The following is a 25770-nucleotide window of genomic DNA, read 5'->3' as shown; positions in this document are numbered from 1 at the left end:
TGCCGAGAAATTCCCTTTTTTAGGCATTTCTACCGTGGGTAATGATACCGTTCATTACAGTTCAATTATCTTGGGATTTATCAGCGGAGTGGTGGGTTGGATAGCGCATCACGAGGACTAGAAAAACCTAAATATACCCCCCAGCATCGCTGCGGAAATAAACCAACACGTAGCGGTTATTATTGAGTTATCACTACGTGCTTTAAAATTACTAGTGGTTTATTTCAAGTGCTGTGTCGCCAGATCATTTAATAAAACATTCCATTATACGTCATGGAATTTGTAAAAAAGGAACGAATGCCAAAAATGAGCCTCACGCTTTCCCCTTCCAGCGTCCTGGGACATAAGAAAACACGGGGAGTTGCCATGACCAGCGAATTGCCGCCAGACGCACAGCCAGACCAATCGTGAACGATGCCAGCAGGTTAATATCGTGGTTGATGTTAAATGATTTTAACCCCAGATATAACAGCGCGACTAACAGCGATACGCTGGCATACAGTTCCTTTTTCAGCACCATTGGCGTGCGGTTGCAGAAGATATCACGCAATATGCCACCAAAAATGCCGGTCACAATACCCGCCATGACCACCACCGTCATTGAATAATTCAATTTCAGCGCCACATTGCAACCAATGATGGTAAAGGCAATCAGCCCCATCGCATCCAGCACCAGAAAGAGACGGTGCAAATGGTGCATAAAGCGCGCAATGATAATCGTGAAAAGACCTGCACCAACAGTGAGATAAATATAGCCGGGATGCTGCGTCCAGCCGATGGGATAATTACCAAGGAGAATATCGCGAACGGTGCCACCGCCAAGCGCGGTAATGAAGGCAATCATGCCTACGCCAAAGATATCCATATTGCGACGCCCAGCGGCCAGCGCCCCGGACATCCCTTCTGCCGTAATCGCGATCAGATAGATGTAAGTCAGCACACAAGTTATCCTGTGAAATGTGCCACTCCCTCTGTCCGCTTTACCTGAGAGTTTACGCAGCAGAGCTGCTTGCCCCTTCGGTGGGTTGCATCGCAACCTCTCTCCAGTTGGCTTCAATGGAATTCGCAGTTAGGGTAGCCTGAGCGATTATGGGAGTTTGCGCCTTCGGCGGAGCGTTATACTTTATGCCACCATACAGTTTGAAGTCTGGTAGCGTACACGCCCTCTCTCCTGCGAGGTGCGGAGTATAACGGTCGATAAGCCTTGGGTTCAACTGAATATAAGTGAATCTTATTTTCAGCGATTTTCATCTGTCTCCACCGTCCCTAATATCACTCATCTTCCCTGTCAGAAAGCGTAGCCTCGCCGTGACGCCACGCTCCATTTTCTGCTACCATCTGGTCACATTTTTTAGCGAATGGCAGCGAACATGAAAGTTGTATCTTTTAATATCAATGGCCTGCGGGCGCGCCCTCATCAGTTGGCCGCCATTATCAAACAACACCAGCCGGATGTGATCGGATTGCAGGAAACCAAAGTCCACGATGACATGTTTCCGTTAGAGGATGTCAGCCAGTACGGTTACCACGTTTATTATCACGGACAGAAGGGCCACTACGGCGTCGCGCTGCTGTGTAAAGATAAGCCCCTTGCAGTCCGTCGCGGTTTCCCAACGGATGAAGACGATGCACAGCGCCGCATCATCATGGCGGATTTCGCCACTGAGCACGGCACGCTTACGGTAGTAAACGGATATTTCCCACAGGGAGAAAGCCGCGACCATCCAGTGAAATTCCCCGCTAAGACACGCTTCTATCAGGATCTGCAAACCTATCTGGAGCAACATCACAGCGCGACACAACCGTTGATTGTGATGGGGGATGTCAATATCAGCCCAACCGATCTGGATATCGGGATCGGCGAAGAGAATCGCAAGCGTTGGTTACGCACCGGAAAATGTTCCTTCTTACCGGAAGAGCGTGAATGGATGGCGCGTTTGCAAGGCTGGGGGCTCATCGACACCTTCCGTGCCGCTAATCCTGAGAGCAACGATCGGTTTTCATGGTTTGATTACCGCTCTTCTGGGTTTGATGACAACCGTGGCCTACGTATCGACCTGATTCTCGCCAGCACCTTCCTGACCGAACGCTGCACCGCCACCGGTATTGATTACGATATTCGTGGAATGGAAAAACCTTCCGACCATGCGCCGATCTGGGCGGAATTTACACTTTAAAACGAGTGTGCAGTGAAAATAAATCACCGCCGTGCAGCAAAGCCACAGCGGTGATTACTATAGATAGCAGTGTCGAGCATTGAAGCACGTATTTCTTACTTCACGTTTATTGCTTCACCAGTTGCCATATCAGGTTGTTTGTTCCCAGCGTTTGCTTGTCCCGCACACATTGCAGAATCACCCCTTCAACCTTTACCACCGCACCTTCGGAATAATTACGGTTTTCATACACACAGCAGCGCAGGCAGTTATTGTTCTGCTCGCGTACCGTCGTCGTTCCTGCGCCCCACACTTCCGGTGGAACGGGAACGACAATATCCGTTCCGCCGCGATTAGCCTGCGCCAGCGTAGGCAGCACCAGCAGCACACTGGCGAAACACAAAGACACTAACGATTTCATTGCTTCTGCTCCTTCGCTTTTTTAGTCTGAGGTTTGCGCCGTTTTGAGGCACCCGACGGCGGCGCAGAAAGCCCTTTGAACGCTCTCACCGCACCGTTTTGTTTCGCTTGCTGAATCAGTTCCTGCAAGGAGTTCGTCAGCGGCTGCATAAAATCCTGATAACGACATTTCTTCTCGCTAATCTGCGTCAGCGTGGACTCCCAATGTGCAGTCATATCGGGGTGCGCCGCGCTGTCAGGCAGTGAGTGAATTAATGCTCGCCCCGCTTCACTCGCGTGAATATAGCGCGCTTTCTTAAACAGAAATGTCCGCTTAAACAGTAATTCGATAATACCCGCACGCGTCGCTTCTGTGCCTAAACCATCGGTTGCCCGCAGGATTTTCTTTAATTCTTTATCCTGCACAAAACGCGCGATGCCCGTCATCGCCGATAACAGCGTCGCATCGGTAAAAGGCCGCGGCGGCTGAGTTTGACGCTCAACGACCTCGCCGCGTTCGCAGAGTAATTCATCCCCCTTTGCCACCACGGGCAACGGCATGCCTTCGTTTTCTTCGTCCCGCTCTTTGCCGCCCAACAAGGTGCGCCAACCCGCTTCAGCGAGAAACCGCGCTTTGGCAATAAATTTACCGCCCGCAATATCCAATTCAATGACACATTTGCGAAACACCGCATCCGGGCAGAACTGCATGATGTACTGCCGCGCTACTAACCCATACACCTTACGCTCATTCTCCGTCAGCGAGGCACTTGCACTACGCGCGGTGGGAATAATCGCATGGTGAGCATCAACCTTGCCATCGTCCCAGCAGCGGTTGCGCCGATCGACATCCATAACTGGCTGTGGCAACAGATCGGGCTGATGCACGGCGATCGCATTCAAGACGGCATGACGCCCGGCAAAGTGCTCTTCAGGTAGATAGCGACTGTCGGAACGCGGGTACGTGATCAACTTATGGGTTTCATACAGCTTCTGACATACATCCAGTACCTGCTGCGCACTCAGTCCAAAACGCTTCGCCGCTTCAATCTGGAGCGTTGAGAGCGAATAAGGCAGCGGTGCAGTTTCTGATTCCCGTTTATCATTATAGCTAGTGACGAATGCTGGCTGTCCTTCGATACGCTTGACGACATGATCCGCCAAAGATCGATGCAGTAAACGCCCTTCCTCATCCTGATAAGGCTCGCACGATTCACTAGGCAGCCAGATAGCGACAAAACGCTCATCGGCTGGCGTCACGATATGAGCTTTAACTTCAAAGTAATCTTTGGAAACGAAGTTTTCTATCTCTTCATCTCGCCGCACCACCAGCCCCAGCACCGGCGTTTGCACGCGGCCAACTGACAGCACGCCATCATAGCCAGCATTGCGCCCTAATATCGTATAGGCACGGGTCATGTTTATGCCGTAGAGCCAATCTGCACGAGAGCGCGCCAATGCAGAGACACACAAGGGAATGAATTCCCGGTTCTCGCGCAGACGAGAAACCGCGCGCTCTACCGCCTGTGGGTTGAGATCGTTGATCAGACAGCGACGAACCTGCTGGCGCTTCTCATCCGATAGAGAAAGGTACTCCAGTACTTCATCGACCAGCAGTTGTCCTTCACGATCGGGGTCTCCCGCATGAATCACTTCGCTGGCATCATTCAGGAGTTTTTTTATGGCGTTCAACTGCTTGCTGACCGAAGGTCGCGGTTGTAACAGCCATTTTTGGGGAATGATAGGCAAGTCGGCGAGAGACCAACGCGCATAGCGCGCATCATAAACATCCGGCTGCGCCTGCTCCAGCAGGTGCCCTACACACCACGTGACGACATCATTTTGGCCACAGGCAATAAAACCATCGCCGCGCCGATGCGGTTTGGGTAACACGTCTGCAATCGCCCGCGCAAGGCTGGGCTTTTCGGCAATAAAAAGTCGCATTATTCACCATCAAGCCGACTGGGCATTTCCCGCATAACTTGCGGGAAAGCACGCTGTAAAACGGGTAGAAAATCGATGTTATTCAAAAGATGACAATCAGAAGTAGTGAACAAACGCGTCAGTATCAAGCGGCGTGACCGTAGTAGAGGCTTTGAGTTGTGGTGTACCCAGATAAAGGAAACCCACAATTTCATCCTGTTCGCGACAATGGAATGTTTCGCGTACCAGCGTATTATGCGTCCAGGCACCGCTGCGCCAAATGCCATTAAAGCCCTGCGCCAATGCTGCCATCTGCATCGCCTGAACCGCACAGCCTGCGGAAACAATTTGCTCCCAGAGAGGCACTTTCGGGTTCTCTTCACAATGTGCGACAACGGTGATAATCAGTGGCGCGCGATAAGGCGCCTGACGTGCTTTATCAATACCCGCTTCATCCAGACCTTCTTGCTGCGCCGCACGGGTCAGAACCGTACTAAAACGATCCAAACCGTCATTTTCGATCATGAAAAAGCGCCATGGTTGCATCGCACCATGATCCGGCGCACGCATACCTGCGTGGATAATGTTATTCAATGCGTCACCTGTCGGTGCTGGCGCGGTCAGGCGCGAGGCCGAACGACGATTCAATAGCAACTCAAGAGCATCCATCGCACATCTCCTGTCTGGCAATATAATTTCTGCGATATAACCGATTTCTCTGCAAGAAACGGTTGTAGGGCAACGTTGCGCGTCACGTTAGCACAAGTAGAAGTTTTGTTACAAGATAGCCCCAACAGGGCGCGCTTCTATGGTGATTTAATGCTGACTTTTTACTGTCCGCTCATTAGGATACTATCACTCCTTGTGCTTCACCACTTGCCAGAAGGCGAGTTGAAGGACGTAGGGCACACGCTGTTTACCCGTTCATGGAGATATCATGCGCACATTGTGGCGAATTTTTAGCGGATTTTTTAAGTGGACATGGCGTCTGCTTAATTTTATCAGAGAATTTATTCTCAATATTTTCCTTATCGCACTGATTTTAGTTGGCGTTGGGATCTACTCACAGGTAAAAACGACGCCAGAAGAGGCCACGAAAGGGGCACTGCTGGTCGATCTAACGGGCGTGGTGGTTGATCAACCTTCCGTTAATAACAAACTGCGTCAATTAGGGCGCGAGTTCTTCGGCGCATCGAATAATCGTCGTCAGGAAAACTCACTGTTTGATATCGTCGACAGCATTCGTCAGGCAAAAAGTGACGACAACATCACGGGGATCGTGCTGGATCTCAGCGATTTTACCGGTGCCGATCAACCTTCTATGCAGTATATCGGTAAGGCGCTGCGCGAGTTTCGCGATAGCGGTAAACCTATTTATGCCGTCGGTGATAGCTACAACCAGTCCCAATATTATTTGGCCAGTTTTGCCAATACGGTGTCATTGACGCCACAAGGCAGTGTGGATCTGCACGGTTTCGCGACCAACAACCTCTACTTCAAATCCATGCTCGACAAGCTGAAAGTGACCACCAATATCTTCCGCGTGGGAACCTATAAATCAGCCGTTGAGCCTTATCTGCGTGATGATATGTCCCCTGCTGCGCGCGATGCCGATGGCCGCTGGATTAACGCTCTGTGGCAGCAGTATTTAAATACCGTTTCCGCTAACCGCCAGATTACGCCTCAGCAACTTTTCCCTGGTGCAACCAACATACTGGCGGGTTTGCAGGCCGTCCAGGGCGATACTGCACGCTATGCACTGGATAACAAACTGGTTGATGAAGTCGCTTCACGTTCTGTGACCGAGCAATCGCTGGTTAAAACGTTCGGTTGGAATAACCAGAAGAACCACTTTAACTTCATCAGTATCTACGATTATGTCGTCAAACCGCCGGTGCAAAATAACAACCAGATCGCGGTTGTCTTTGCCAATGGCGCCATCATTGATGGACCGGAAACGCCGGGGATGGTCGGTGGTGATACCACAGCAGCACAAATTCGTGCCGCGCGCCTCGACCCTAAAGTTAAAGCGCTGGTGCTGCGCGTCAATAGCCCCGGCGGTAGCGTCACTGCGTCAGAGCTGATTCGATCAGAATTGATGGCGCTCCGCCTGGCAGGTAAACCGATCGTGGTATCTATGGGCGGGATGGCGGCATCCGGCGGTTATTGGATTTCAACGCCCGCGAACGCGATCATCTCCGGCGCCAGTACACTGACCGGTTCTATCGGTATTTTTGGCGTGATTACCACGTTCGAAGATTCGTTGGAAAGCCTTGGCGTCCATACGGACGGCGTTGCCACCTCTCCACTGGCCGATCTGTCGATCACAAAATCATTGCCGCCTGAGTTCTCACAGATGATGCAGTTGAGTATCGAACGCGGTTATAAGAATTTCATCGATATCGTCGCACAGGCACGCAAGAAAACGCCGGAGCAAATCGATCAGATCGCGCAGGGTCACGTCTGGGTCGGTAGCGACGCGAAAGAGAATGGTCTGGTCGATCAAATCGGCGATTTTGATGATGCCGTGAAGAAAGCCGCTGAGTTGGCTAAACTGGGACAATATCAATTGAGCTGGTATGCCGAACAGCCGGGTCTGCTTGATACCATGCTGAATCAGGTGAACGCATCGGTCTACGCTCTGCTGCCTGTTGCTGTTCAGTCCATGTTGCCAGCACCGGTCGCGCAGTTGGCGGAAGCCATGCGTTCACAACCGTCCATCATGAATAACCTGAACGATCCGCAGAACCGGTACGCATTTTGCCTTACCTGCGGAGAAGTCCGGTAGCGTTTACAGTAGCCGCCAATATGTACCCTAAATAATTCGAGTTGCGTGAAGGCGGCAAGGGAAGGCATCCCGATGAGCTTACTCAGGTAAGTGATTCGGGTGACTGAACGCTGCCAACGCACAAGCAGCTTGAAGTATGACGGGTATAGCCCGGTAATAGTCATTGCTTATGATAGTATTACCGGGCTCCTTTTCCCTCTATACTCTTGTTTTGATCCTGACTCACACCACCATGCGAAAGAAATCCATTTATGTCGCTTATACGGGCGGCACCATCGGCATGCAGCGTTCCGCCAATGGCTATGTCCCAGTATCGGGTCATTTACAGCAGCAACTGGCAAAAATGCCTGAATTCCACCGCGAAGAAATGCCGTCGTTTACGATTCATGAATATGACCCGCTGATCGATTCGTCTGACATGACACCAGCAGATTGGCAATCCATCGCGGACGATATTCAAGCCCACTATGATGATTACGACGGTTTCGTGATCCTACATGGTACAGACACCATGGCGTTCACTGCTTCTGCACTCTCGTTTATGCTGGAAAATCTGGCCAAGCCGGTTATTGTGACAGGGTCACAAATACCGCTCGCGGAATTGCGCTCGGACGGCCAGACAAACCTATTGAACGCGCTATACGTGGCAGCTAACCATCCGATTAATGAAGTCGCCCTTTTCTTCAATAACAAACTATTGCGCGGCAATCGCACCACCAAAGCCCATGCCGACGGTTTTGATGCCTTTGCATCCCCTAATTATCCACCGCTGCTGGAAGCCGGTATCCATATTCGTCGGCTGGCTCCCACCGTGGAATGTAGCGACTGTCCACCGCTGAAAGTGCATCACATCACACCGCAACCTATCGGGGTGATTACGATTTATCCCGGCATTTCTGCCGATGTCATCAGCAATTTTCTCCGTCAGCCGGTGAAGGCGCTTATTTTGCGCTCGTACGGCGTTGGCAACGCGCCGCAAAGCCCTGGGCTGCTGCACGAATTACGTGAAGCTTCAGCCCGCGGCATTGTGGTTGTTAACCTGACTCAGTGTATTTCCGGGCGTGTGAATATGGGCGGCTATGCAACAGGCAACGCGCTGGCGCATGCGGGGGTGATTAGTGGCTTTGACATGACCGTTGAAGCGGCATTGACCAAACTGCATTACTTACTGAGCCAGCAAGATTTAAGCGCCGATGACATTCGCCGTTTAATGCAGCAAAACCTGCATGGAGAATTGAGCGATAAAGATTAAGCAATCACGGAGTTAATAATGAAAAAAGCATTGCTATTAGTTGATTTACAAAATGATTTCTTCCCCGGCGGTGCGCTGACGGTTAACGAAAGCGATCGGGTCCTTGAGGTTGCTAATCGTGCTATTGAGGCCTGTGTAGCCGCCGGGATTACGGTGATTGCCAGCCAGGATTGGCACCCCGCTAACCACGGTTGCTTTGCGGTGAGTGAACAGGCCGTGGTAGGTGAAATCGGTGAATTAAACGGGTGGCCGCAAATCTGGTGGCCCGTCCATTGTGTGCAGGAGACGACAGGTGCCGATTTTCATCCAGCGCTCCAACTATCAGGCATTCAGTGGATAGTACAAAAAGGCACGCAGCCTGACATAGATAGCTACAGCACTTTTTTCGATAACGGACACCGAGTTAAAACCGAACTGGATGATTGGCTACGTGCTCACCACATTACCCATTTAACCATTCTGGGGTTGACGACCGACTATTGCGTCAAGTTTAGCGTATGGGATGCTATCGCCTTGGGGTATCACACCGAGGTATTGGTGGATGGCTGTCGTGGTGTCAATCTTTCGCCCGACGATAGCACATTGGCATTACAGGAAATGGTACAGCGTGGGGCAAGGCTTATCGATATGACACAGTTCCTTGCAGAGCTATCTTCCCATCACTAAAGCCACCAGCAACTAGCGGTAGCCTCTGAGACTACCGCTGACATTTACACCTCAGGCTTCAGCGTAACGATAGCGTCGGCGGTGGTAAACTGGCGCTTCAGTTCTTGCTTGCTTTTCATCACAATTTCGCCATTAGTGCCAATGGTCATGTGCTCAGCTTGTTCGTTATGGCGAGCCTGCCACATCATCACCATTTGCAGGCAGTTTTCTTTCTGTTCAGCCGTCAACGCGACACCGTCTGGCCATTTGCCCAGTTCTACCGCTGTGACTAACCGTTGGTAAATTTCTGGCGTCATGGCGTCGATCAGATCATTGAGTTCCATATCCGGTTTCTGCTCCGAGGAAGGTCAGATTTATTATTGCTGAATGCTAGTTACTGGCAGCGCCTACAGCGGCTGAATCGTTTAAAGCTATTGCAATTTCTGGCTGCCGCTACCATAGTGGTGGTAAACAGATTACCCGTCAACGCGTTCCCCATCAACGTCGTCGATAAAGCTCAGCGAAGCAGAATTCACGCAGTAGCGCTCTCCAGTGGTTTTCGGGCCATCGGGGAAAACATGTCCCAAGTGTGCATCGCACTGCCCGCAGCGGATTTCAATACGGCGCATGTTGTGTGAATCATCGTCGAGATAGCGGATCGCCTCTGAAGAGACGGGCTGATCGAAGCTCGGCCAGCCACAGCCGGAGTCATATTTACTGTCAGAATAAAACAGCGGAGCCTGACAGCACAGGCAGTGATAAGCGCCCGTGCGCTTGTTATGCAGCAATTTACCTGAAAACGCAGGCTCAGTACCGCGTTGCTGGGTGACATAGCGCTGCATCTCTGTCAATTCAGTATTGTCGGACGAAGTGGGCGAAGCAGAGTCGTTAGTCATGGAAGTCTCGCTGCGGTGTTATTTATTCATTCAATCACTGATTATAACAAAAAATTAACAACCTAACAGGCCGTTCTGGCTTAATATTATCAATGTTATTAGCATGAATATCTAATTGTGACATACATCACATATTGAAATGACATGGGCTTTATATGATGCATTTCGCCCCCATATCAGTCTTAGATGTTACTTAGTTACAGGCTCAAGCGGTTTTTGCACAAAGATTGGTCATAGGTTTGACTTACAGCAACTATTGACACGATTCCGCTTGACGCTCAGCAAGGTTTTTGTAATTTTACAACCAACCTTTTATTCACAAACCAATAGCTGGTGGAATATATGACTATCAAAGTAGGTATCAACGGTTTTGGCCGTATCGGCCGTATTGTTTTCCGCGCTGCGCAAGAGCGTTCTGACATTGAGATCGTTGCAATCAACGACCTGTTAGACGCTGAATACATGGCGTATATGCTGAAGTACGACTCAACTCATGGTCGTTTCAACGGCACCGTTGAAGTTAAAGATGGCCACCTGGTTGTTAACGGCAAAACCATTCGTGTTACCGCAGAGCGCGACCCTGCAAACCTGAAGTGGAACGAAGTCAACGTTGATGTTGTTGCTGAGGCAACTGGCCTGTTCCTGACTGACGAGACTGCGCGTAAACACATCGCCGCAGGCGCGAAGAAAGTCGTTCTGACTGGTCCATCTAAAGATGACACCCCAATGTTCGTTATGGGCGTAAACCACAAAGCTTACGCAGGTCAGGAAATCGTTTCTAACGCCTCTTGTACCACTAACTGCTTGGCTCCACTGGCAAAAGTCATCAACGACAACTTTGGTATCGTTGAAGCACTGATGACCACCGTTCACGCTACCACTGCAACGCAGAAAACTGTTGATGGCCCGTCTCACAAAGACTGGCGCGGCGGCCGTGGCGCATCTCAGAACATCATCCCATCTTCTACTGGTGCGGCTAAAGCAGTAGGTAAAGTGATTCCTGAGCTGAACGGCAAACTGACTGGTATGGCGTTCCGCGTTCCTACCCCGAACGTGTCTGTTGTTGACCTGACTGCACGTCTGGAAAAACCAGCGTCTTACAAAGAAATCTGTGCAGCAATCAAAGCCGCTTCTGAAGGCGAGCTGAAAGGCGTTCTGGGTTATACCGAAGACGAAGTGGTTTCTACCGATTTCAACGGTGAAAAACTGACTTCCGTGTTTGATGCTAAAGCCGGTATCGCACTGAGCGACAACTTTGTGAAACTGGTTTCTTGGTACGACAACGAAACAGGTTACTCAAACAAGGTTCTGGATCTGATTGCTCACATTTCTAAATAAGCGTCAGCGATGATTCTGTGAAAAAAGGGCGACGTGATGTCGCCCTTTTTTATTGTTTATTGCAGATTTCTTTTACAACGAAAAACAATCAAAAAAAGGTTCTATCATGCATAACACAATTTTCTCACTCCCCGTCACGAAGCAAATTAGCACCACCCTCAGCCAGCGTCAGTTGGACCAATTACCCGTCATCGTCGTCGATCATCCTGAAGTTCGTGCCGCCATCGCATTACAAGGCGCGCACCTGCTCAGTTGGCAGCCGACGAATGAAGAACCCGTGCTTTGGCTAAGCGACAATACGCCTTTTACTCAGCACGTTGCCATTCGCGGCGGCGTCCCTATCTGTTTCCCTTGGTTTGGCCCTTTCGCCGAACCTAACCACGGTTTTGCTCGTCTGCTGCCGTGGGAATTTACCGCCCACAGCGAAGATGAACACGGCGTGCAACTCACGTTCACACTGCACGATAGTGAAGAAACACGTAAGGCCTGGCCACATGCGTTCACGCTCATCGCTCGCTTCAAGCTGGGTAAAGAGTGCGGTATTGAACTGGAAGCACAGGGTGATTACAGCATTACTAGCGCGCTGCACACCTACTTCCAGATCGGCGACATCAGCGACATTCGTATTGCTGGTCTGGGTGAGCCATTCATTGATAAAGTGGATCAAGGCAAGCTGGCGACGCAGCAAGGTGATCTGGTCTTTACCGGCCGTGCAGACCGTATCTATACCCAACCGCAGGACACCAGCGTGGTACATGATGCAGTACTGAAACGCGCTATTGAAGTACACCATACGCACCATAGCGATGTCGTGTCATGGAACCCGGGAGCAGAACTCTCTCGCACGATTAGCGATATGCCAGATGAGGGATATAAAACGTTCGTGTGCGTGGAAACCGCGCGAATTAATCAACCGTTTGTTGCATCTGCCAAGGCTCCAGCCCGTCTGGCAACGGTTATCCGCATCAAGAAATAACCACAGCTATACCGTGTATGGCGACGATGTTCGCCATACACTCTTCTTCTAAATCATTTCGTCACACCACATCCAGATGTTGTTTGCGCGTCGGCGGTGGGAAGGCTTGATCTAACTGCGCGACGTCTTCCGTAGACAACATCACATCCAGCGCTTTCGCATTTTCCTGAACATGCGTTACAGAACTTGCTTTCGGAATCGCAATCACCCCTTGCTGACGGATAACCCACGCCAATAAAAGCTGCGCTGGCGTGATGCTATGTTCGCGCGCAATACGGTTCACCACCGGATGTGAGAATAACCCATCACGCAAGCGCCCTGCCTGCGCCAGCGGACAATACGCCATCACGGGAAGCTGCTGTTGCTGACACCACGGCAACAAATCAAACTCAATACCGCGCGATGCCACATGGTAAAGCACCTGATTGGTCATGCAGCGCTGCCCACCACTTAGCGACCACAACTCCTGCATATCGCCAAGGTCGAGATTAGATACACCCCACTGACCGATTTTTCCCGCCTGCTGCAACCGTTCCATCGCAGCAATCGTATCAACTAACGGGATACCACCGCGCCAGTGCAGCAGATACAGATCGATACGCTCGGTTTGCAGGCGCTTCAGGCTGCGTTCACACGCCTGTATCGCTTTTTCGCCTCCCGCATTGTGCGGGTAAACTTTCGATACCAGATAAACACGGTCACGGCGGCCACGTATCGCTTCGCCGACCACGCTCTCCGCCCCGCCGTCCGCATACATCTCGGCGGTATCAATCAGCGTTAACCCAAGATCGATGCCCGCTTGCAGCGCCGCCACTTCCTGCACTTTCATTCTGGCATCTTCACCCATGTACCACGTTCCCTGACCGATCGCCGGTACACGGGTATCATCTGGAAAACGAATCGATTTTGTCATGCATCCCTCCCTTGATTGACGTCAACGTAACATGGCATTCGGCGCACCATAAATGTGCAAATGGGGTGATATCACCCCATTACTGTACGGCAGATGCACTATGCTTACGAAAAGCATTAAAAGCGCTTATGAAAAGCATCAGAAACGATAGCTAACGCCTGCACTCATTAAGATGCTGTGGTTAGTATCAACGATAGGGCTGTCTTTCATTTCATCAGACAAACGCGTGTAACGACCGACGGCCCAAGCGCTCCAGCTTTCGTTAATCTGATAGCCCGCGCTCAGTTCAAGGTATGGCGCCCAGCCATCACCAGGGCTGTACTGGTTAAAGCCAGAACGCGAAGATTCTTGCGCGCTCACGCCGTAGTAATATTGGTTCATGTTTTCACTGAACCAGGTCGCACCGATACCAGGGGTAATGCTCAAATCGCCCATTGAGAAACGGTAAAGATAGGCGGTATCCCACGCGAAGCCGTTGCTGTAATCCAGCGTATCACCTGCCAGCACGGTACGAATTTCACCCCAGTCAGCAGTATGACGATAAGCCGCGCCAGCCATTAGCGTACCGCGGCGTTTATCCAACTGTTTCATACGCAGATCGTCGCTATCTCCCGGTTTAAAACCTAAAGGCAGGTAGTAAGCTGTTAAAGAGAAACGATTTACGCCGTCATTCCACAGGTAGTATCCACCACCCAATCCACGGAAATAAAAGCTTTCACTCTCATAATTCAGTACAGGAAGCGGATAAACGTCATTATCAACACCACGGTACACGGACGTTGAACCCACAGCGCCGAGGCCTAAAGAAACATCGGCGGCATAGGCTGAAGGCAGGACCACAGCACCAGAAATCAGCGCGGCCAGCACACATAGTTGAGGTTTTTTCACAGTTTTCTATTTCCTATTACAGATAAATATCATGAAACATGATAGGTCAATTACACACGTTCACGTTCAGGTTATATAAAAATAACATTAACGAATAACCTATATATTCGATAGGTTTTACGTGCGCTAACGCAGGTAATAGGCAGTGTTCTTAAGGCAGAGAGCCTATTAACCGTCATGTTACACGGATTTTCCTGAAAGTGAGTCCTTGAAATATCTTAAAAATACGCCAGTGGACTAGAGGAAATTTTACGGATGCAAACTACGCTTTAATACAGAAGGTGACGTCTTCCTGACCAGCAGGTATGAATAAAATTACGACGCCCTGACGCAACAAGTTGGCATAAGGGTTGCTGGACTCAAAAGACTTCTTCTTTCGGAGGGCAATACATTAATAGGCATATATTCCACACGCTCTCTTAATCTGTGCTAATCGACGAAGGACGGGCATCGCTATGAACATATTTGATCACTACCGCCAGCGCTACGACGCTGCCAAGGACGAAGAGTTCACTCTGCAGGAATTCCTTACCATCTGTCAGCAGGATCGCAATGCTTATGCGAACGCGGCTGAACGATTGTTAACGGCTATCGGTGAGCCTGTAATGGTGGATACCGCCCAAGAATCACGAATGTCGCGCCTATTCTCTAACCGGGTGATTGCCCGCTATCCTGCTTTTGAAGAGTTTTATGGGATGGAAGAGGCGATCGAACAGATTGTCTCTTACCTAAAACATGCCGCGCAGGGATTGGAAGAGAAGAAACAGATTCTGTATCTATTGGGACCGGTCGGCGGCGGGAAATCCTCTCTGGCTGAACGCCTGAAAGCGCTGATGCAGCGCGTGCCTATTTACATCCTCAGCGCCAACGGCGAGCGCAGCCCGGTAAACGACCATCCGCTCTGCTTGTTCAACCCGCAGGAAGATGCTGCAATACTCGAGAAAGAGTACACGATCCCACGGCGTTATCTCGGCACCATCATGTCACCGTGGGCGGCCAAACGCCTGCAGGATTTCGGTGGTGACATTTCTAAATTCAGAGTCGTCAAAGTGTGGCCATCCATTCTGGCGCAAATCGGGATCGCGAAAACCGAACCGGGCGATGAAAACAACCAGGACATTTCAGCGCTGGTCGGTAAAGTCGATATTCGCAAACTGGAACATTTTGCCCAGAACGATCCTGATGCCTACGGTTACTCCGGTGCATTGTGCCGTGCGAACCAAGGCATTATGGAGTTCGTTGAGATGTTCAAAGCACCGATCAAGGTACTCCACCCGCTGCTGACCGCCACACAGGAAGGTAACTATAACGGGACGGAAGGTATTGCTGCCCTGCCGTTCAACGGGATTATTCTGGCGCACTCCAACGAATCCGAGTGGGTGCAGTTCCGTAACAACAAGAACAATGAAGCGTTCCTCGACCGCGTATATATCGTGAAAGTACCGTACTGCCTGCGCGTGTCCGAAGAGGTCAAAATTTACGATAAACTGCTGGATCACAGCGAGCTGACGCATGCGCCTTGCGCCCCCGGCACGTTGGAAACGCTAGCCCGTTTCTCCATTCTGTCGCGCCTGAAAGATCCCGAAAACTCCAGCATTTACTCCAAGATGCGGGTTTATGACGGAGAAAGCCTGAAAGATACCGATCCGAAGGCGAAATCCTATCAGGAATATCGCGACTACGCGGGCGTGGACGAAGGGATGAACGGTCTGTCGACCCGCTTCGCGTTCAAGATCCTGTCACGCGTCTTTAACTTCGATCACAGCGAAGTCGCCGCCAACCCGGTACACCTGTTCTACGTACTGGAACAGCAGATCGAACGTGAGCAATTCCCGCAGGAATTGGCAGAGAAATATCTGGAGCACCTGAAAGGCTATCTGACGCCGAAGTACGCTGAATTTATCGGCAAAGAGATCCAGACCGCCTATCTCGAATCCTATTCCGAATATGGACAGAATATTTTTGACCGTTATGTTACCTATGCGGATTTCTGGATCCAGGATCAGGAGTACCGTGACCCCGATACTGGCCAGTTGTTTGACCGTGAATCGTTGAACGCCGAGTTGGAAAAGATCGAGAAGCCTGCGGGCATCAGTAACCCCAAAGACTTCCGTAACGAGATCGTCAACTTCGTCCTGCGCGCCCGCGCCAGCAATAGCGGCAGGAACCCAAACTGGACCAGTTACGAGAAACTGCGCACGGTTATCGAGAAGAAGATGTTCTCCAACACGGAAGAGCTATTGCCTGTGATTTCGTTTAATACCAAAACCTCAACGGATGAACAGAAAAAACATGATGACTTCGTCGATCGCATGATGGAGAAAGGCTATACCCGGAAACAGGTGCGTTTGCTGTGCGAATGGTATCTGCGGGTGAGGAAATCATCATAATGACGCACGATGCTGGCAACAGCGTTTGGGGGAAACATGGCCTATTTTATTGACAGGCGACTGAACGGCAAAAACAAAAGCACGGTGAACCGCCAACGCTTTCTGCGCCGCTATAAGTCGCAAATAAAACAGTCGATTTCCGAGGCCATTAATAAGCGTTCGGTGACCGACATCGAAAGCGGGGAGTCGGTGTCGATCCCCAATGCAGACATCAACGAACCGATGTTCCATCAGGGCCGTGGAGGACGCCGCCACCGCGTCCACCCGGGCAACGATCACTTCGTACAAAATGACAAAATCGAGCGGCCACAAGGAGGCGGCGGCGGTGGTTCCGGCCAGGGGGATGCCAGCAAAGACGGCGAAGGTGAGGATGGGTTTGTCTTTCAAATTTCCAAAGATGAATATCTGGACCTGCTGTTTGAAGATCTGGCGCTGCCGAATCTGAAGAAGACCCAGCATCGGCAGATGAACGAGTACAAAACGCATCGTGCCGGGTACACCGCTAACGGCGTTCCTGCCAATATTAGCGTGGTACGCTCGCTGCAAAACTCGCTGGCACGCCGTATGGCGATGACGGCGGGTAAACGCCGCACGTTGCATGAGCTGGAAGAGTCGTTGGAGCAGTTGGCGCACACCGAACCGGCACAGTTGCTGGAAGAGGAACGGTTACGGCAGGATATCGCCGAACTACGCCAGAAAATTGCGCGCGTGCCTTTTATCGATACGTTTGACCTGCGCTACAAGAACTACGAGCGCCGGGCTGAGCCATCGAGCCAGGCCGTGATGTTCTGTTTGATGGACGTGTCTGGTTCTATGGATCAGTCGACGAAAGACATGGCGAAGCGCTTTTATATTCTGCTCTATCTATTCCTCAGCAGAAATTACAAAAACGTCGACGTTGTCTATATTCGCCACCACACGCAGGCGAAAGAGGTCGATGAACAGGAGTTCTTCTACTCTCAGGAAACCGGCGGCACCATTGTCTCCAGTGCGTTAAAGCTGATGGAGGAAGTGGTGCGTGAGCGTTACGATCCGTCACAGTGGAATATCTACGCCGCACAGGCATCGGATGGCGATAACTGGGCAGATGATTCGCCGTTGTGTCACCAGATCCTGGCGAATCAGCTTCTGCCGATGGTGCGCTACTACAGTTATATTGAAATCACCCGACGTTCACACCAGACGCTCTGGCGCGAATATGAAACGCTGCGCGATACGTTCGACAATTTCGCCATGCAGCATATCCGCGATCAGAATGATATTTACCCTGTCTTCCGTGAGCTCTTCCGTAAACAAACCGTAGGGCATTAATCACATCTCACTCGGCCAGTTATCTGTTAACAGTTAGCTGGCTGATTTTATCTCTCTGGGCATTTTTTTATAAACATGCATTTAAAATACATGTATTATAAATGGCATTATACCTGCACAGAGAATCGCTCATGAATATTGATAAATTCAAACACCAGCACACCGAAATACTCGCAAGCATTGACACCCTGCGCCGGCTGTCGCGGGAAGGCGTGACAGAGAACGCCACTGACATCGCCCGCGCCATTGTCGCCATGAGTTCGACTATCAAACTGCATCTTTCTGCGGAAGATCGCGTGCTTTACCCTTCTCTGCAACGCAGCGGTGATGAACAATTAACGAAAATGAGTCAGCATTATCAGGATGAAATGCAAACCATTGCCGCGGATTACGATGCCTTTTCCCGCCGCTGGAATACAGCTTCACAGTTAGTGGGGCATGATAGGGATTTCCGGGCGGACGCTAACCACGTCTTGCGTAAAGTCTATGAGCGTATGCAGCGAGAGAATCACGATTTTTACCCCCGTATTGAAACAGCCTAGGCACATTAAGGACGCCTGACTAAAGGGGGGAGAATATCTGACACATGACGCTCCGCCCTGTTAATGACCGCCCGCGTCCGAACATATAAACTCATTTTCCGCCACATATTTGTGACGCCGTCACAAATATAACACTTCCTTTCCGCTAGCGTGCGCATTACCCTGTCAGCCCCATAAAACATAGATTTCTGTTTTGTTATGCAACGATTTGTTCTGATTTTACTGACTCTGGTTCTACTCGGCCCTCTGGGCATCGACATTTATTTACCGCTTATTCCCGCCATCGCCGTGGCGCTGAACACCCCAGAATCGCTGATTCAGTCCACCGTTGCCCTCTTTATTCTGGTAATGGGATTAGGCCAGCTTTTGGCTGGACCGCTGGTTGATAAATATGGTCGGCGTCCAATGGCGCTGGCAGGCGTGGTTATCTACATCATCGGTGCGATCATGGCGGCACTGGCCACCAGCGCCACACTATTCATACTCTCACGCCTTTTTCAGGGCATGGCCGTCTGTTGTACCGCCGTTGCCATTTTCAGCAGCGTGCGTGACAAACTAAACGGCGATGATGCCGCCAGAACCTATGGTTTTCTTAACGGCACGCTGAACATTGTACCGGCGCTAGCACCACTATTAGGTGGGCTTTTAGCTGAGGCCTTCGGCTGGCGTGCCCCCTTTTGGTTCCTTGCCGGTTACAGCATTCTGGTACTGGCACTCATCATCCGTTTCCTGCCCGAAACACGCCCAGACTCAACCTTACCGGTACACGGTTTGCCGCTGCGCCAATATGCCCGCCTGTTATCCGATCGCCACTTTCTGGGTTTCGCGTCAGTCAATGCAGGCGCAATGGGGATGGCGTTAACCTATGTCACCTTTTCCCCCGTAGTGTTGATGAATCAGGCGCAACTCACGCCGCTTGAGTTTTCGATTGCCTTCGGCGCGAACGGTTTTTGGATCATGTTGGTCAGCTTCTTTGCGAATCGCATTATCCGCAAAGTCGGTCGGCCGCGCTGTTTGGCTATCGGTAGCCTGCTGATGGGGGCAGGTTTTCTTTCGCTACTCGGCGGTGTCGTTTTCTTACCCGAAGCCATGCAAGATACCTGGCCAACCTACATGTTGCCCGTCGCACTGGCCTGTGCGGGTCTGGCATTTTTGATCGGGCCGTCCACCAGCTATGCTCTGGAACCTTATTCCAATGAAGCGGGTATTGCATCGGCGATGGTAGGATTTGTGCAGATGGCTGGCGGGGCGGCCCTGGGGCTGATTGCGATGGCAATTCCTCTGCCATCAAAAATATCACTGGCGCTGGTGATGCTCTGTGCTGCCCTGTTGGCGATACGCGCCCGCTTGCTCACGCGTCACCACAAGAGCAGCATTACGTCGCTGCCCCGTGCCTAGTGCAAAACACCGAATACAGAAGACAGATACTCTAACGCGTATAGCGAGACACGGATAAATCATCGGCTTCAATCTCCGGTGATTTATCCGACAGAATATCCGCCAGCAGCTTTCCTGACCCGCAGGCCATCGTCCAGCCCAACGTACCATGTCCGGTATTCAGATATAAATTCTTCAGCGGCGATCGCCCCACCAGCGGCGTACCGTCTGGCGTCATCGGGCGCAGCCCTGTCCAGAATGTTGCTTGCTCGATTGGGCCGCAATGGGGATAGAGATCGCGCACCACCATTTCCAGCGTCTGACGCCGTTTAAGGTTCAGATCGGTGTTGAAACCGACCACTTCCGCCATGCCACCAACGCGGATGCGGTTGTCAAAACGTGTAATAGCAACTTTGTACGTTTCATCAAGCACGGTAGAAACCGGTGCAAAAGCGTCATCCGCCAGCGGAATCGTCAGTGAATAGCCTTTCAGCGGATAAACCGGAATATCGAACCACTGACGCAGTAATCCGGTGGAATAGGAGCCGCAGGCCATCACATAGGCATCTGCCACGATCATTTCATCGTCGCACTGGACGCCCGTGACGCTTTGCCCTTCCACCCGCAACTGGCGAACGTTACGCCCCAGCTTAAAGGTGACACCTGCATCGGCAGCCATCGCCGCCAGTTGGCGAGTGAACAGTTGGCAGTCGCCCGTCTCATCATGCGGTAAACGCAGCCCGCCGGTGAGCGTCTCTGCCACGCTCGCCAACGCAGGTTCAACCGAGGCCAGCTCATTGCGGGTCAACAGTTGATACGGCACACCAGCCTCTTCCAGCACAGCGATATCTCGTGTCGCATTGTCATATTGCTGTTCGGTACGGAACAGTTGCAACGTTCCCCCCTGCCGGCCCTCGTACTGAATATCCGTATCTCGCCGCAGTTGTTGCAGACAGTCACGGCTGTATTCCGCCAGACGAACCATCCGCGCTTTATTGGTTTTATAGTGGCGTGCATCACAGTTGAGTAACATTTGCCACATCCAGCAAAGCTGTGTCGCCGTGAAATCCGGCCGAATAGCCAGCGGGGCATGCCGCCGAAACATCCATTTTATCGCTTTCAGCGGTATTCCCGGTGCAGCCCACGGAGCGGCATAACCGGGTGAGATCTGTCCTGCATTCGCCGCGCTGGTTTCCAACGCGGGCTCCGGTTGCCTGTCGATAACGGTGACATCATGCCCTGCCTGTGCAAGATACCAGGCGGTACTGACGCCAACCACGCCACTCCCCAGAATCACAATCCGCATGCGACTACGCTCCCTTTTCGCCGTTATCGATCGTTTGCCCCACCCCAGCCTATTTTAAGCTACGTGTGCGTTTCCTTTCCTGCAACTCACATTATTTAAAGGTCAATTTGCTGGGAAAATACGTATTTAGTGGGGTAATACACGAGTTAAAAGATAAAAGTCAGAGTTACTCTACCAGTTGGCAAGAAATTGTCATCCACCACCGTGATAACATTTCTCTATTGCTTCTATCTGCTAAATTGCTGCGCCAAGCCACCGTTTTCTCATCACTTTTATCAGATTGAGCTACGATTAATTATGCCTGTGCGATTGCGTGCAGGTTGATCACGGAGGGGCGCGCTGATGGCTATATCGACGGATAATCAGGTAAAAAAAACACTTCGCCTGAGTGATGGACCGGACTGGACGTTTGAGTTATTGCAGGTTTATCTTGATGAAATTGACCGGGTAGCCAAGCTGTATCGTCTGGCAACCTATCCTCATCAGATCGAAGTCATCACTTCGGAACAAATGATGGATGCCTATTCCAGCATAGGTATGCCGATCAACTATGCCCACTGGTCGTTCGGGAAAAAATTTATCGAAACCGAACAGCGTTACAAACATGGGCAACAGGGGCTGGCATACGAAATCGTCATTAACTCCGATCCCTGTATCGCCTACCTGATGGAAGAAAATACGCTGCCAATGCAGGCGCTCGTCATGGCACATGCCTGTTACGGGCACAATTCATTCTTCAAAGGCAACTATCTGTTCCGCAGTTGGACCGACGCCAGCTCCATCGTCGATTATCTGCTCTTTGCCCGGCAGTATATTGCGCAATGCGAAGAACGTTATGGCGTGGATGAGGTAGAGCACCTGTTAGACTCCTGCCATGCACTCATGAATTACGGCGTTGACCGCTATAAGCGTCCGCAGAAAATATCGCTCGAAGAGGAAAAATCTCGCCAGAAAAGCCGTGAGGCCTATCTGCAAAGCCAGGTCAACGATCTCTGGAAAACCTTACCGCGTCGCGAACAGGGTGCAGCACCAGAACAAGCAAGACGCTTTCCGCAAGAACCGCAGGAAAACCTACTCTACTTTATGGAAAAAAATGCGCCGCTGCTGGAACCCTGGCAGCGCGAGGTATTGCGCATCGTGCGGAAAGTCAGCCAGTATTTCTATCCGCAGAAGCAGACTCAGGTGATGAATGAAGGCTGGGCTACCTTCTGGCATTACACCATTCTGAACCACCTCTATGATGAGGGGCGAGTATCTGAGCGCTTTATGCTGGAATTCCTGCATAGCCACACCAACGTGATTTATCAGCCGCCGTATAACAGCCCGTATTACAGCGGAATTAATCCCTATGCGCTGGGCTTCGCGATGTTTCAGGACATTAAGCGTATTTGTCAGTCACCGACAGAGGAAGATCGCTACTGGTTCCCCGATATTGCGGGTAAAGACTGGCTTGATACGCTGCATTTTGCGATGCAGAATTTCAAGGATGAAAGCTTCATTAGCCAGTTCTTATCGCCTAAATTGATGCGCGACTTCCGGCTATTTACGGTGTTGGACGATGACCGAAACAACTATCTGGAAATTGCCGCGATCCACGACGAAGAAGGCTATCGTTTGATCCGACAGGAGTTGTCCGCACAGTACAATCTAAGCCATCTGGAACCGAATATTCAGGTCTGGAATGTGGATTTACGCGGCAATCGAGCACTGACGCTGCGCTATGTCCCGCATAACCGCGCACCGTTGGATAAAAGCAGTCAGGAAGTATTGAAACACGTCCATCGCCTGTGGGGATTTGACGTTTATCTGGAACAGGTTAACTCGGATGGCAGCATTGAGCTGATTGAACGCTGCCCGCCGCGTAACGGAACGGCATCCACATAGCGAAATACGGTTACATAGGTAAAAGACAGGCGACAAAGACAAAGGGGATTCAGGCAGCAACCTGAATCCCCTTTTCATCATGACGTGTATGACGCCCTAGCGGCGCACTTCCGCGATATCACGCGGAATGGCGCTCTGCATACTGTGCCAAATCGCCCCACTTTCTTTACCGTAATGTCTGACGACGTCCATAACCTGATCGTACAACTCTTCGCTGCGCAACGCGTCCAACCGACCGTAAAAATTCACCGCCAGTTTGCGGGCTTCAGGGTTGGAGAAATAATATCGCCCTACGCGAATATATAGCCCTTTCAGACCATTCAGGATCAGGCCATAAATCGGATTGCCGGAAGCAAAAGCCAAACCACGGAAAACGTTGTAGTCAAGTTGCGCAAAGGCTTCTGCGCTATCGTCCACCGCGCTTGACTGGGTCAACACATCACGCACTTTTTCCGGATTATGTCGTAACGCCGTCCGAATAAAGATTGCCGCGATGTTGGTGCGCACCGCCAGCAGGTTATCGATCAATTGCGGTACGCTATCGTGATCGAGCCGAGCCAACGTCTCCAGAATGTTGAGCCCAGAGGTTTCCCAAAAATTGTTAATCTTTGTTGGCTTCCCGTGTTGTATCGTCAGCCAGCCATCGCGGGCTAAGCGCTGAAGCACCTCACGCAAGGTAGTACGGGTCACGCCGATCAGCTCGGAAAGCTCTCGTTCTGCGGGCAGAATAGAGCCAGGAGGAAAGCGGTTATTCCATATACTCTCGATAATGTATTCTTCCGCGAATCCAGCCGGACTTTGCGCCTTTATAACCATGTGTTTGATAATCCGTAGCGGTGATTGCCGAAAAAGCCGAATCATAATACCAGACGAAAGAATCATGATATAGCGCCGCACTCAGGCCTCGAACCATTTCAATGAAAAATTGTGACTGCAAACCGTCCTCTTACCGCGTAGAACGGTAGACTTATGGCTGTTTGTAAAGTTTTTGCGATATGATAAAACCCATCAAGCTATTCTAACGAATAAGGATCCTCTCCCCATTATGATTGGCATGCCCCCCCACCGTGCGCTGTTAAACAATTTTCTTGGGCAGTCACCAAACTGGTACAAACTGACGATTGCCTGCTTCCTGCTAATTAATCCGCTGCTGTTCTATTTTGTCAGCCCGTTCTGGGCCGGTTGGTTATTGGTCGTGGAGTTTATTTTTACGCTCGGCATGGCGCTAAAATGCTACCCGTTACAGCCCGGTGGCCTGCTGGCGCTACAGGCAATCATCGTCGGTATGACCAGCCCGCAGCAGGTGTGGCATGAAGTCACGGGGAATATTGAAGTTCTCATGCTGCTGGTGTTTATGGTGGCAGGCATCTACTTCATGAAGCAATTGCTGTTATTTGTGTTTACTAAGTTGCTGCTGCGCATCCATTCCAAAACTCTGCTTTCACTCGCCTTCTGTGTGGCGGCTGCGTTTCTCTCCGCCTTTTTAGACGCGCTGACTGTGATTGCCGTCGTCATCAGCGTCGCCATCGGATTTTATGGTATTTACCACCGCTTCGCTTCCCAACAGGGTGAAGACGAGGCCGACATCAGCGATGACAGCGCATTGAGCAGCGAGGAACATCGTTATACGTTGGAGCAATTCCGGGCATTTTTGCGCAGCCTGCTCATGCACGCTGGCGTCGGTACGGCGCTCGGCGGTGTAATGACGATGGTCGGCGAACCCCAGAACCTGATTATTGCGAAAAGCGCTGGCTGGGATTTCGTCAGCTTTTTCCTGCGCATGTCACCCGTGACCGTCCCCGTGTTTATTTGCGGCATCCTGACGTGCGTGCTGGTCGAACGTTTTAAACTGTTCGGCTATGGGGTAAACCTGCCAGACAACGTGCGCCGCGTGCTTGAAGACTACGATAGGGATATGACAGCAAAGCGCACCCCGCAGGATAATGTGCGTTTACTCGTGCAAGCGGTGATTGGCGTCTGGCTCATCATCGCGCTGGCGTTTCATCTGGCTGAAGTCGGGCTGATTGGCCTTTCCGTGATTATTATGGCCACAACGTTTTGCGGCGTGACCGAAGAACACGCTATCGGTAAAGCGTTTCAGGATGCCATGCCGTTTACCGCGCTGCTGACCGTCTTCTTTGCCATCGTCGCCGTCATTATCGATCAGCAACTGTTCTCGCCAATTATCCATTACGTCTTGCAATCTTCTGACAGCGCCCAACTGACGCAGTTTTATCTGTTCAATGGCCTGCTATCATCGATATCCGATAATGTTTTTGTAGGATCGGTTTACATTAACGAAGCACGTAACGCGCTTGAGAGCGGCAAAATCGCCTTACCCCAGTTCGAACTGCTCGCCGTGGCGATTAATACCGGCACTAACCTGCCTTCCGTCGCCACACCGAATGGGCAAGCTGCGTTTCTGTTTTTGCTGACGTCCGCGCTGGCTCCGCTTATCCGCCTCTCTTACGGACGCATGGTGATCATGGCGCTGCCCTATACCATTGTGATGACGTTGGTCGGGTTGCTTTGCGTTGAGTTTACGCTGGTGCCGTTCACTGACTTTTTGATGAATAATCACTGGATTTCTTTGCCAGATTTGACCATATCGGGCAGCCACTCATAATCACGATCGTGTATAGTCATCACGGTGGCGACCATTTTCCTCTTGATGACGTTATCAACAGGGTCTGCGTCGCCACAAAAATGACAGAAAAGCATTAAACAAACATATCGTTACGTTTTGCACAGTGAAATGATGGCAGTGAAGCCAGAACGGTTTACAC

22 protein-coding genes and 1 riboswitch are annotated in these 25770 nt (G+C 51.1%); of the genes, 12 read left to right on the top strand and 10 right to left on the bottom strand.

Features of this window, described 5'->3' with window-relative positions:
* Positions 1–313: 313 nt before the first annotated feature.
* Positions 314–940: a trimeric intracellular cation channel family protein gene (locus A7983_RS18740; RefSeq protein ID WP_005968742.1), complete on the bottom strand. Its 627-nt coding sequence runs from the start codon at positions 938–940 to the stop codon at positions 314–316.
* A 21-nt stretch (positions 941–961) separates the two neighbouring features.
* Positions 962–1057, bottom strand: a riboswitch (glycine riboswitch).
* 313 nt (positions 1058–1370) lie between these two features.
* Here A7983_RS18740 and xthA point away from each other — a divergent pair.
* On the top strand, positions 1371–2177 hold the full coding sequence (gene xthA, locus A7983_RS18735) for an exodeoxyribonuclease III (RefSeq protein WP_005968744.1): 807 nt from the start codon (positions 1371–1373) through the stop codon (positions 2175–2177).
* Between the two features lie 106 nt (positions 2178–2283).
* Here xthA and A7983_RS18730 read toward each other — a convergent pair whose 3' ends face one another.
* The 3 genes from A7983_RS18730 to A7983_RS18720 form a co-directional block, all read right to left on the bottom strand.
* The gene (locus A7983_RS18730) at positions 2284–2577 is read right to left on the bottom strand and encodes a YnjH family protein (protein ID WP_005968746.1); all 294 of its coding nucleotides are present in this window, start codon (positions 2575–2577) and stop codon (positions 2284–2286) included.
* Entirely contained in the window at positions 2574–4499 is a 1926-nt protein-coding gene (locus A7983_RS18725) for a DNA topoisomerase III (RefSeq protein WP_005968748.1), read from the bottom strand. The genes A7983_RS18730 and A7983_RS18725 overlap by 4 nt, the downstream gene beginning before the upstream one ends.
* 96 nt (positions 4500–4595) lie before the next feature.
* Positions 4596–5147 (bottom strand): NAD(P)H nitroreductase, encoded by a 552-nt coding sequence (locus A7983_RS18720; protein ID WP_005968750.1) that lies wholly within the window; start codon positions 5145–5147, stop codon positions 4596–4598.
* A gap of 268 nt (positions 5148–5415) precedes the next feature.
* Here A7983_RS18720 and sppA point away from each other — a divergent pair, with 268 nt between their 5' ends.
* From sppA to pncA, 3 genes are all read left to right on the top strand, one after another.
* Positions 5416–7266, top strand: coding sequence for a signal peptide peptidase SppA (gene sppA, locus A7983_RS18715; protein WP_005968751.1), 1851 nt, complete (start codon positions 5416–5418; stop codon positions 7264–7266).
* Positions 7267–7498: 232 nt separating this feature from the next.
* The gene (ansA, locus tag A7983_RS18710; protein WP_039477083.1) at positions 7499–8518 is read left to right on the top strand and encodes an asparaginase; all 1020 of its coding nucleotides are present in this window, start codon (positions 7499–7501) and stop codon (positions 8516–8518) included.
* 18 nt (positions 8519–8536) lie between these two features.
* On the top strand, positions 8537–9184 hold the full coding sequence (gene pncA / locus A7983_RS18705) for a bifunctional nicotinamidase/pyrazinamidase (RefSeq protein WP_005968755.1): 648 nt from the start codon (positions 8537–8539) through the stop codon (positions 9182–9184).
* A 44-nt stretch (positions 9185–9228) separates the two neighbouring features.
* Here pncA and A7983_RS18700 read toward each other — a convergent pair whose 3' ends face one another.
* A complete protein-coding gene (locus A7983_RS18700; protein WP_005968757.1) occupies positions 9229–9507 on the bottom strand; it encodes a YeaC family protein in 279 nt (92 codons plus the stop codon).
* A gap of 132 nt (positions 9508–9639) precedes the next feature.
* On the bottom strand, positions 9640–10059 hold the full coding sequence (gene msrB, locus A7983_RS18695) for a peptide-methionine (R)-S-oxide reductase MsrB (protein WP_005968759.1): 420 nt from the start codon (positions 10057–10059) through the stop codon (positions 9640–9642).
* 342 nt (positions 10060–10401) lie between these two features.
* Between msrB and gapA the strand changes: the two genes are divergently transcribed.
* Together gapA and A7983_RS18685 are read left to right on the top strand one after the other, a co-directional pair.
* The gene (gene gapA, locus A7983_RS18690; protein WP_005968761.1) at positions 10402–11397 is read left to right on the top strand and encodes a glyceraldehyde-3-phosphate dehydrogenase; all 996 of its coding nucleotides are present in this window, start codon (positions 10402–10404) and stop codon (positions 11395–11397) included.
* Between the two features lie 106 nt (positions 11398–11503).
* Complete coding sequence (locus A7983_RS18685) at positions 11504–12373, top strand: D-hexose-6-phosphate mutarotase (RefSeq protein ID WP_005968763.1); 870 nt, start codon at positions 11504–11506, stop codon at positions 12371–12373.
* Positions 12374–12434: 61 nt separating this feature from the next.
* On the opposite strand, the gene A7983_RS18680 is transcribed toward A7983_RS18685, so the two are convergent.
* Together A7983_RS18680 and A7983_RS18675 are read right to left on the bottom strand one after the other, a co-directional pair.
* Positions 12435–13286 (bottom strand): aldo/keto reductase, encoded by an 852-nt coding sequence (locus A7983_RS18680; RefSeq protein WP_005968765.1) that lies wholly within the window; start codon positions 13284–13286, stop codon positions 12435–12437.
* A 138-nt stretch (positions 13287–13424) separates the two neighbouring features.
* Positions 13425–14174, bottom strand: coding sequence for a MipA/OmpV family protein (locus A7983_RS18675; protein WP_005968766.1), 750 nt, complete (start codon positions 14172–14174; stop codon positions 13425–13427).
* Between the two features lie 455 nt (positions 14175–14629).
* Between A7983_RS18675 and yeaG the strand changes: the two genes are divergently transcribed.
* The 4 genes from yeaG to A7983_RS18655 all read left to right on the top strand — a co-directional run bounded on the left by yeaG (position 14630) and on the right by A7983_RS18655 (position 19815).
* The gene (yeaG, locus tag A7983_RS18670; RefSeq protein WP_005968768.1) at positions 14630–16564 is read left to right on the top strand and encodes a protein kinase YeaG; all 1935 of its coding nucleotides are present in this window, start codon (positions 14630–14632) and stop codon (positions 16562–16564) included.
* Positions 16565–16600: 36 nt separating this feature from the next.
* Entirely contained in the window at positions 16601–17875 is a 1275-nt protein-coding gene (locus tag A7983_RS18665) for a YeaH/YhbH family protein (RefSeq protein ID WP_005968770.1), read from the top strand.
* Positions 17876–18006: 131 nt separating this feature from the next.
* Positions 18007–18417: a hemerythrin domain-containing protein gene (locus A7983_RS18660; RefSeq protein ID WP_005968772.1), complete on the top strand. Its 411-nt coding sequence runs from the start codon at positions 18007–18009 to the stop codon at positions 18415–18417.
* A 198-nt stretch (positions 18418–18615) separates the two neighbouring features.
* Entirely contained in the window at positions 18616–19815 is a 1200-nt protein-coding gene (locus A7983_RS18655) for a multidrug effflux MFS transporter (RefSeq protein ID WP_005968774.1), read from the top strand.
* A 31-nt stretch (positions 19816–19846) separates the two neighbouring features.
* On the opposite strand, the gene A7983_RS18650 is transcribed toward A7983_RS18655, so the two are convergent.
* On the bottom strand, positions 19847–21100 hold the full coding sequence (locus A7983_RS18650; RefSeq protein WP_005968776.1) for a D-amino acid dehydrogenase: 1254 nt from the start codon (positions 21098–21100) through the stop codon (positions 19847–19849).
* 342 nt (positions 21101–21442) lie between these two features.
* Here A7983_RS18650 and A7983_RS18645 point away from each other — a divergent pair, with 342 nt between their 5' ends.
* Positions 21443–22984, top strand: a complete 1542-nt coding sequence (locus A7983_RS18645; protein WP_005968778.1) for a SpoVR family protein — start codon at positions 21443–21445, stop codon at positions 22982–22984.
* Positions 22985–23080: 96 nt separating this feature from the next.
* Here A7983_RS18645 and fadR read toward each other — a convergent pair whose 3' ends face one another.
* Positions 23081–23800 (bottom strand): fatty acid metabolism transcriptional regulator FadR, encoded by a 720-nt coding sequence (gene fadR / locus A7983_RS18640; RefSeq protein ID WP_039477354.1) that lies wholly within the window; start codon positions 23798–23800, stop codon positions 23081–23083.
* A 229-nt stretch (positions 23801–24029) separates the two neighbouring features.
* Between fadR and nhaB the strand changes: the two genes are divergently transcribed.
* A complete protein-coding gene (gene nhaB / locus A7983_RS18635; protein WP_005968782.1) occupies positions 24030–25610 on the top strand; it encodes a sodium/proton antiporter NhaB in 1581 nt (526 codons plus the stop codon).
* The last annotated feature ends 160 nt before the right edge of the window (positions 25611–25770 follow it).

The sequence above is a fragment of the Pectobacterium wasabiae CFBP 3304 genome (assembly GCF_001742185.1).
Taxonomy (GTDB): domain Bacteria; phylum Pseudomonadota; class Gammaproteobacteria; order Enterobacterales; family Enterobacteriaceae; genus Pectobacterium; species Pectobacterium wasabiae.
Note: the sequence above shows the minus strand (reverse complement) of the source record. Positions and strands in the feature narration are given on the sequence as shown.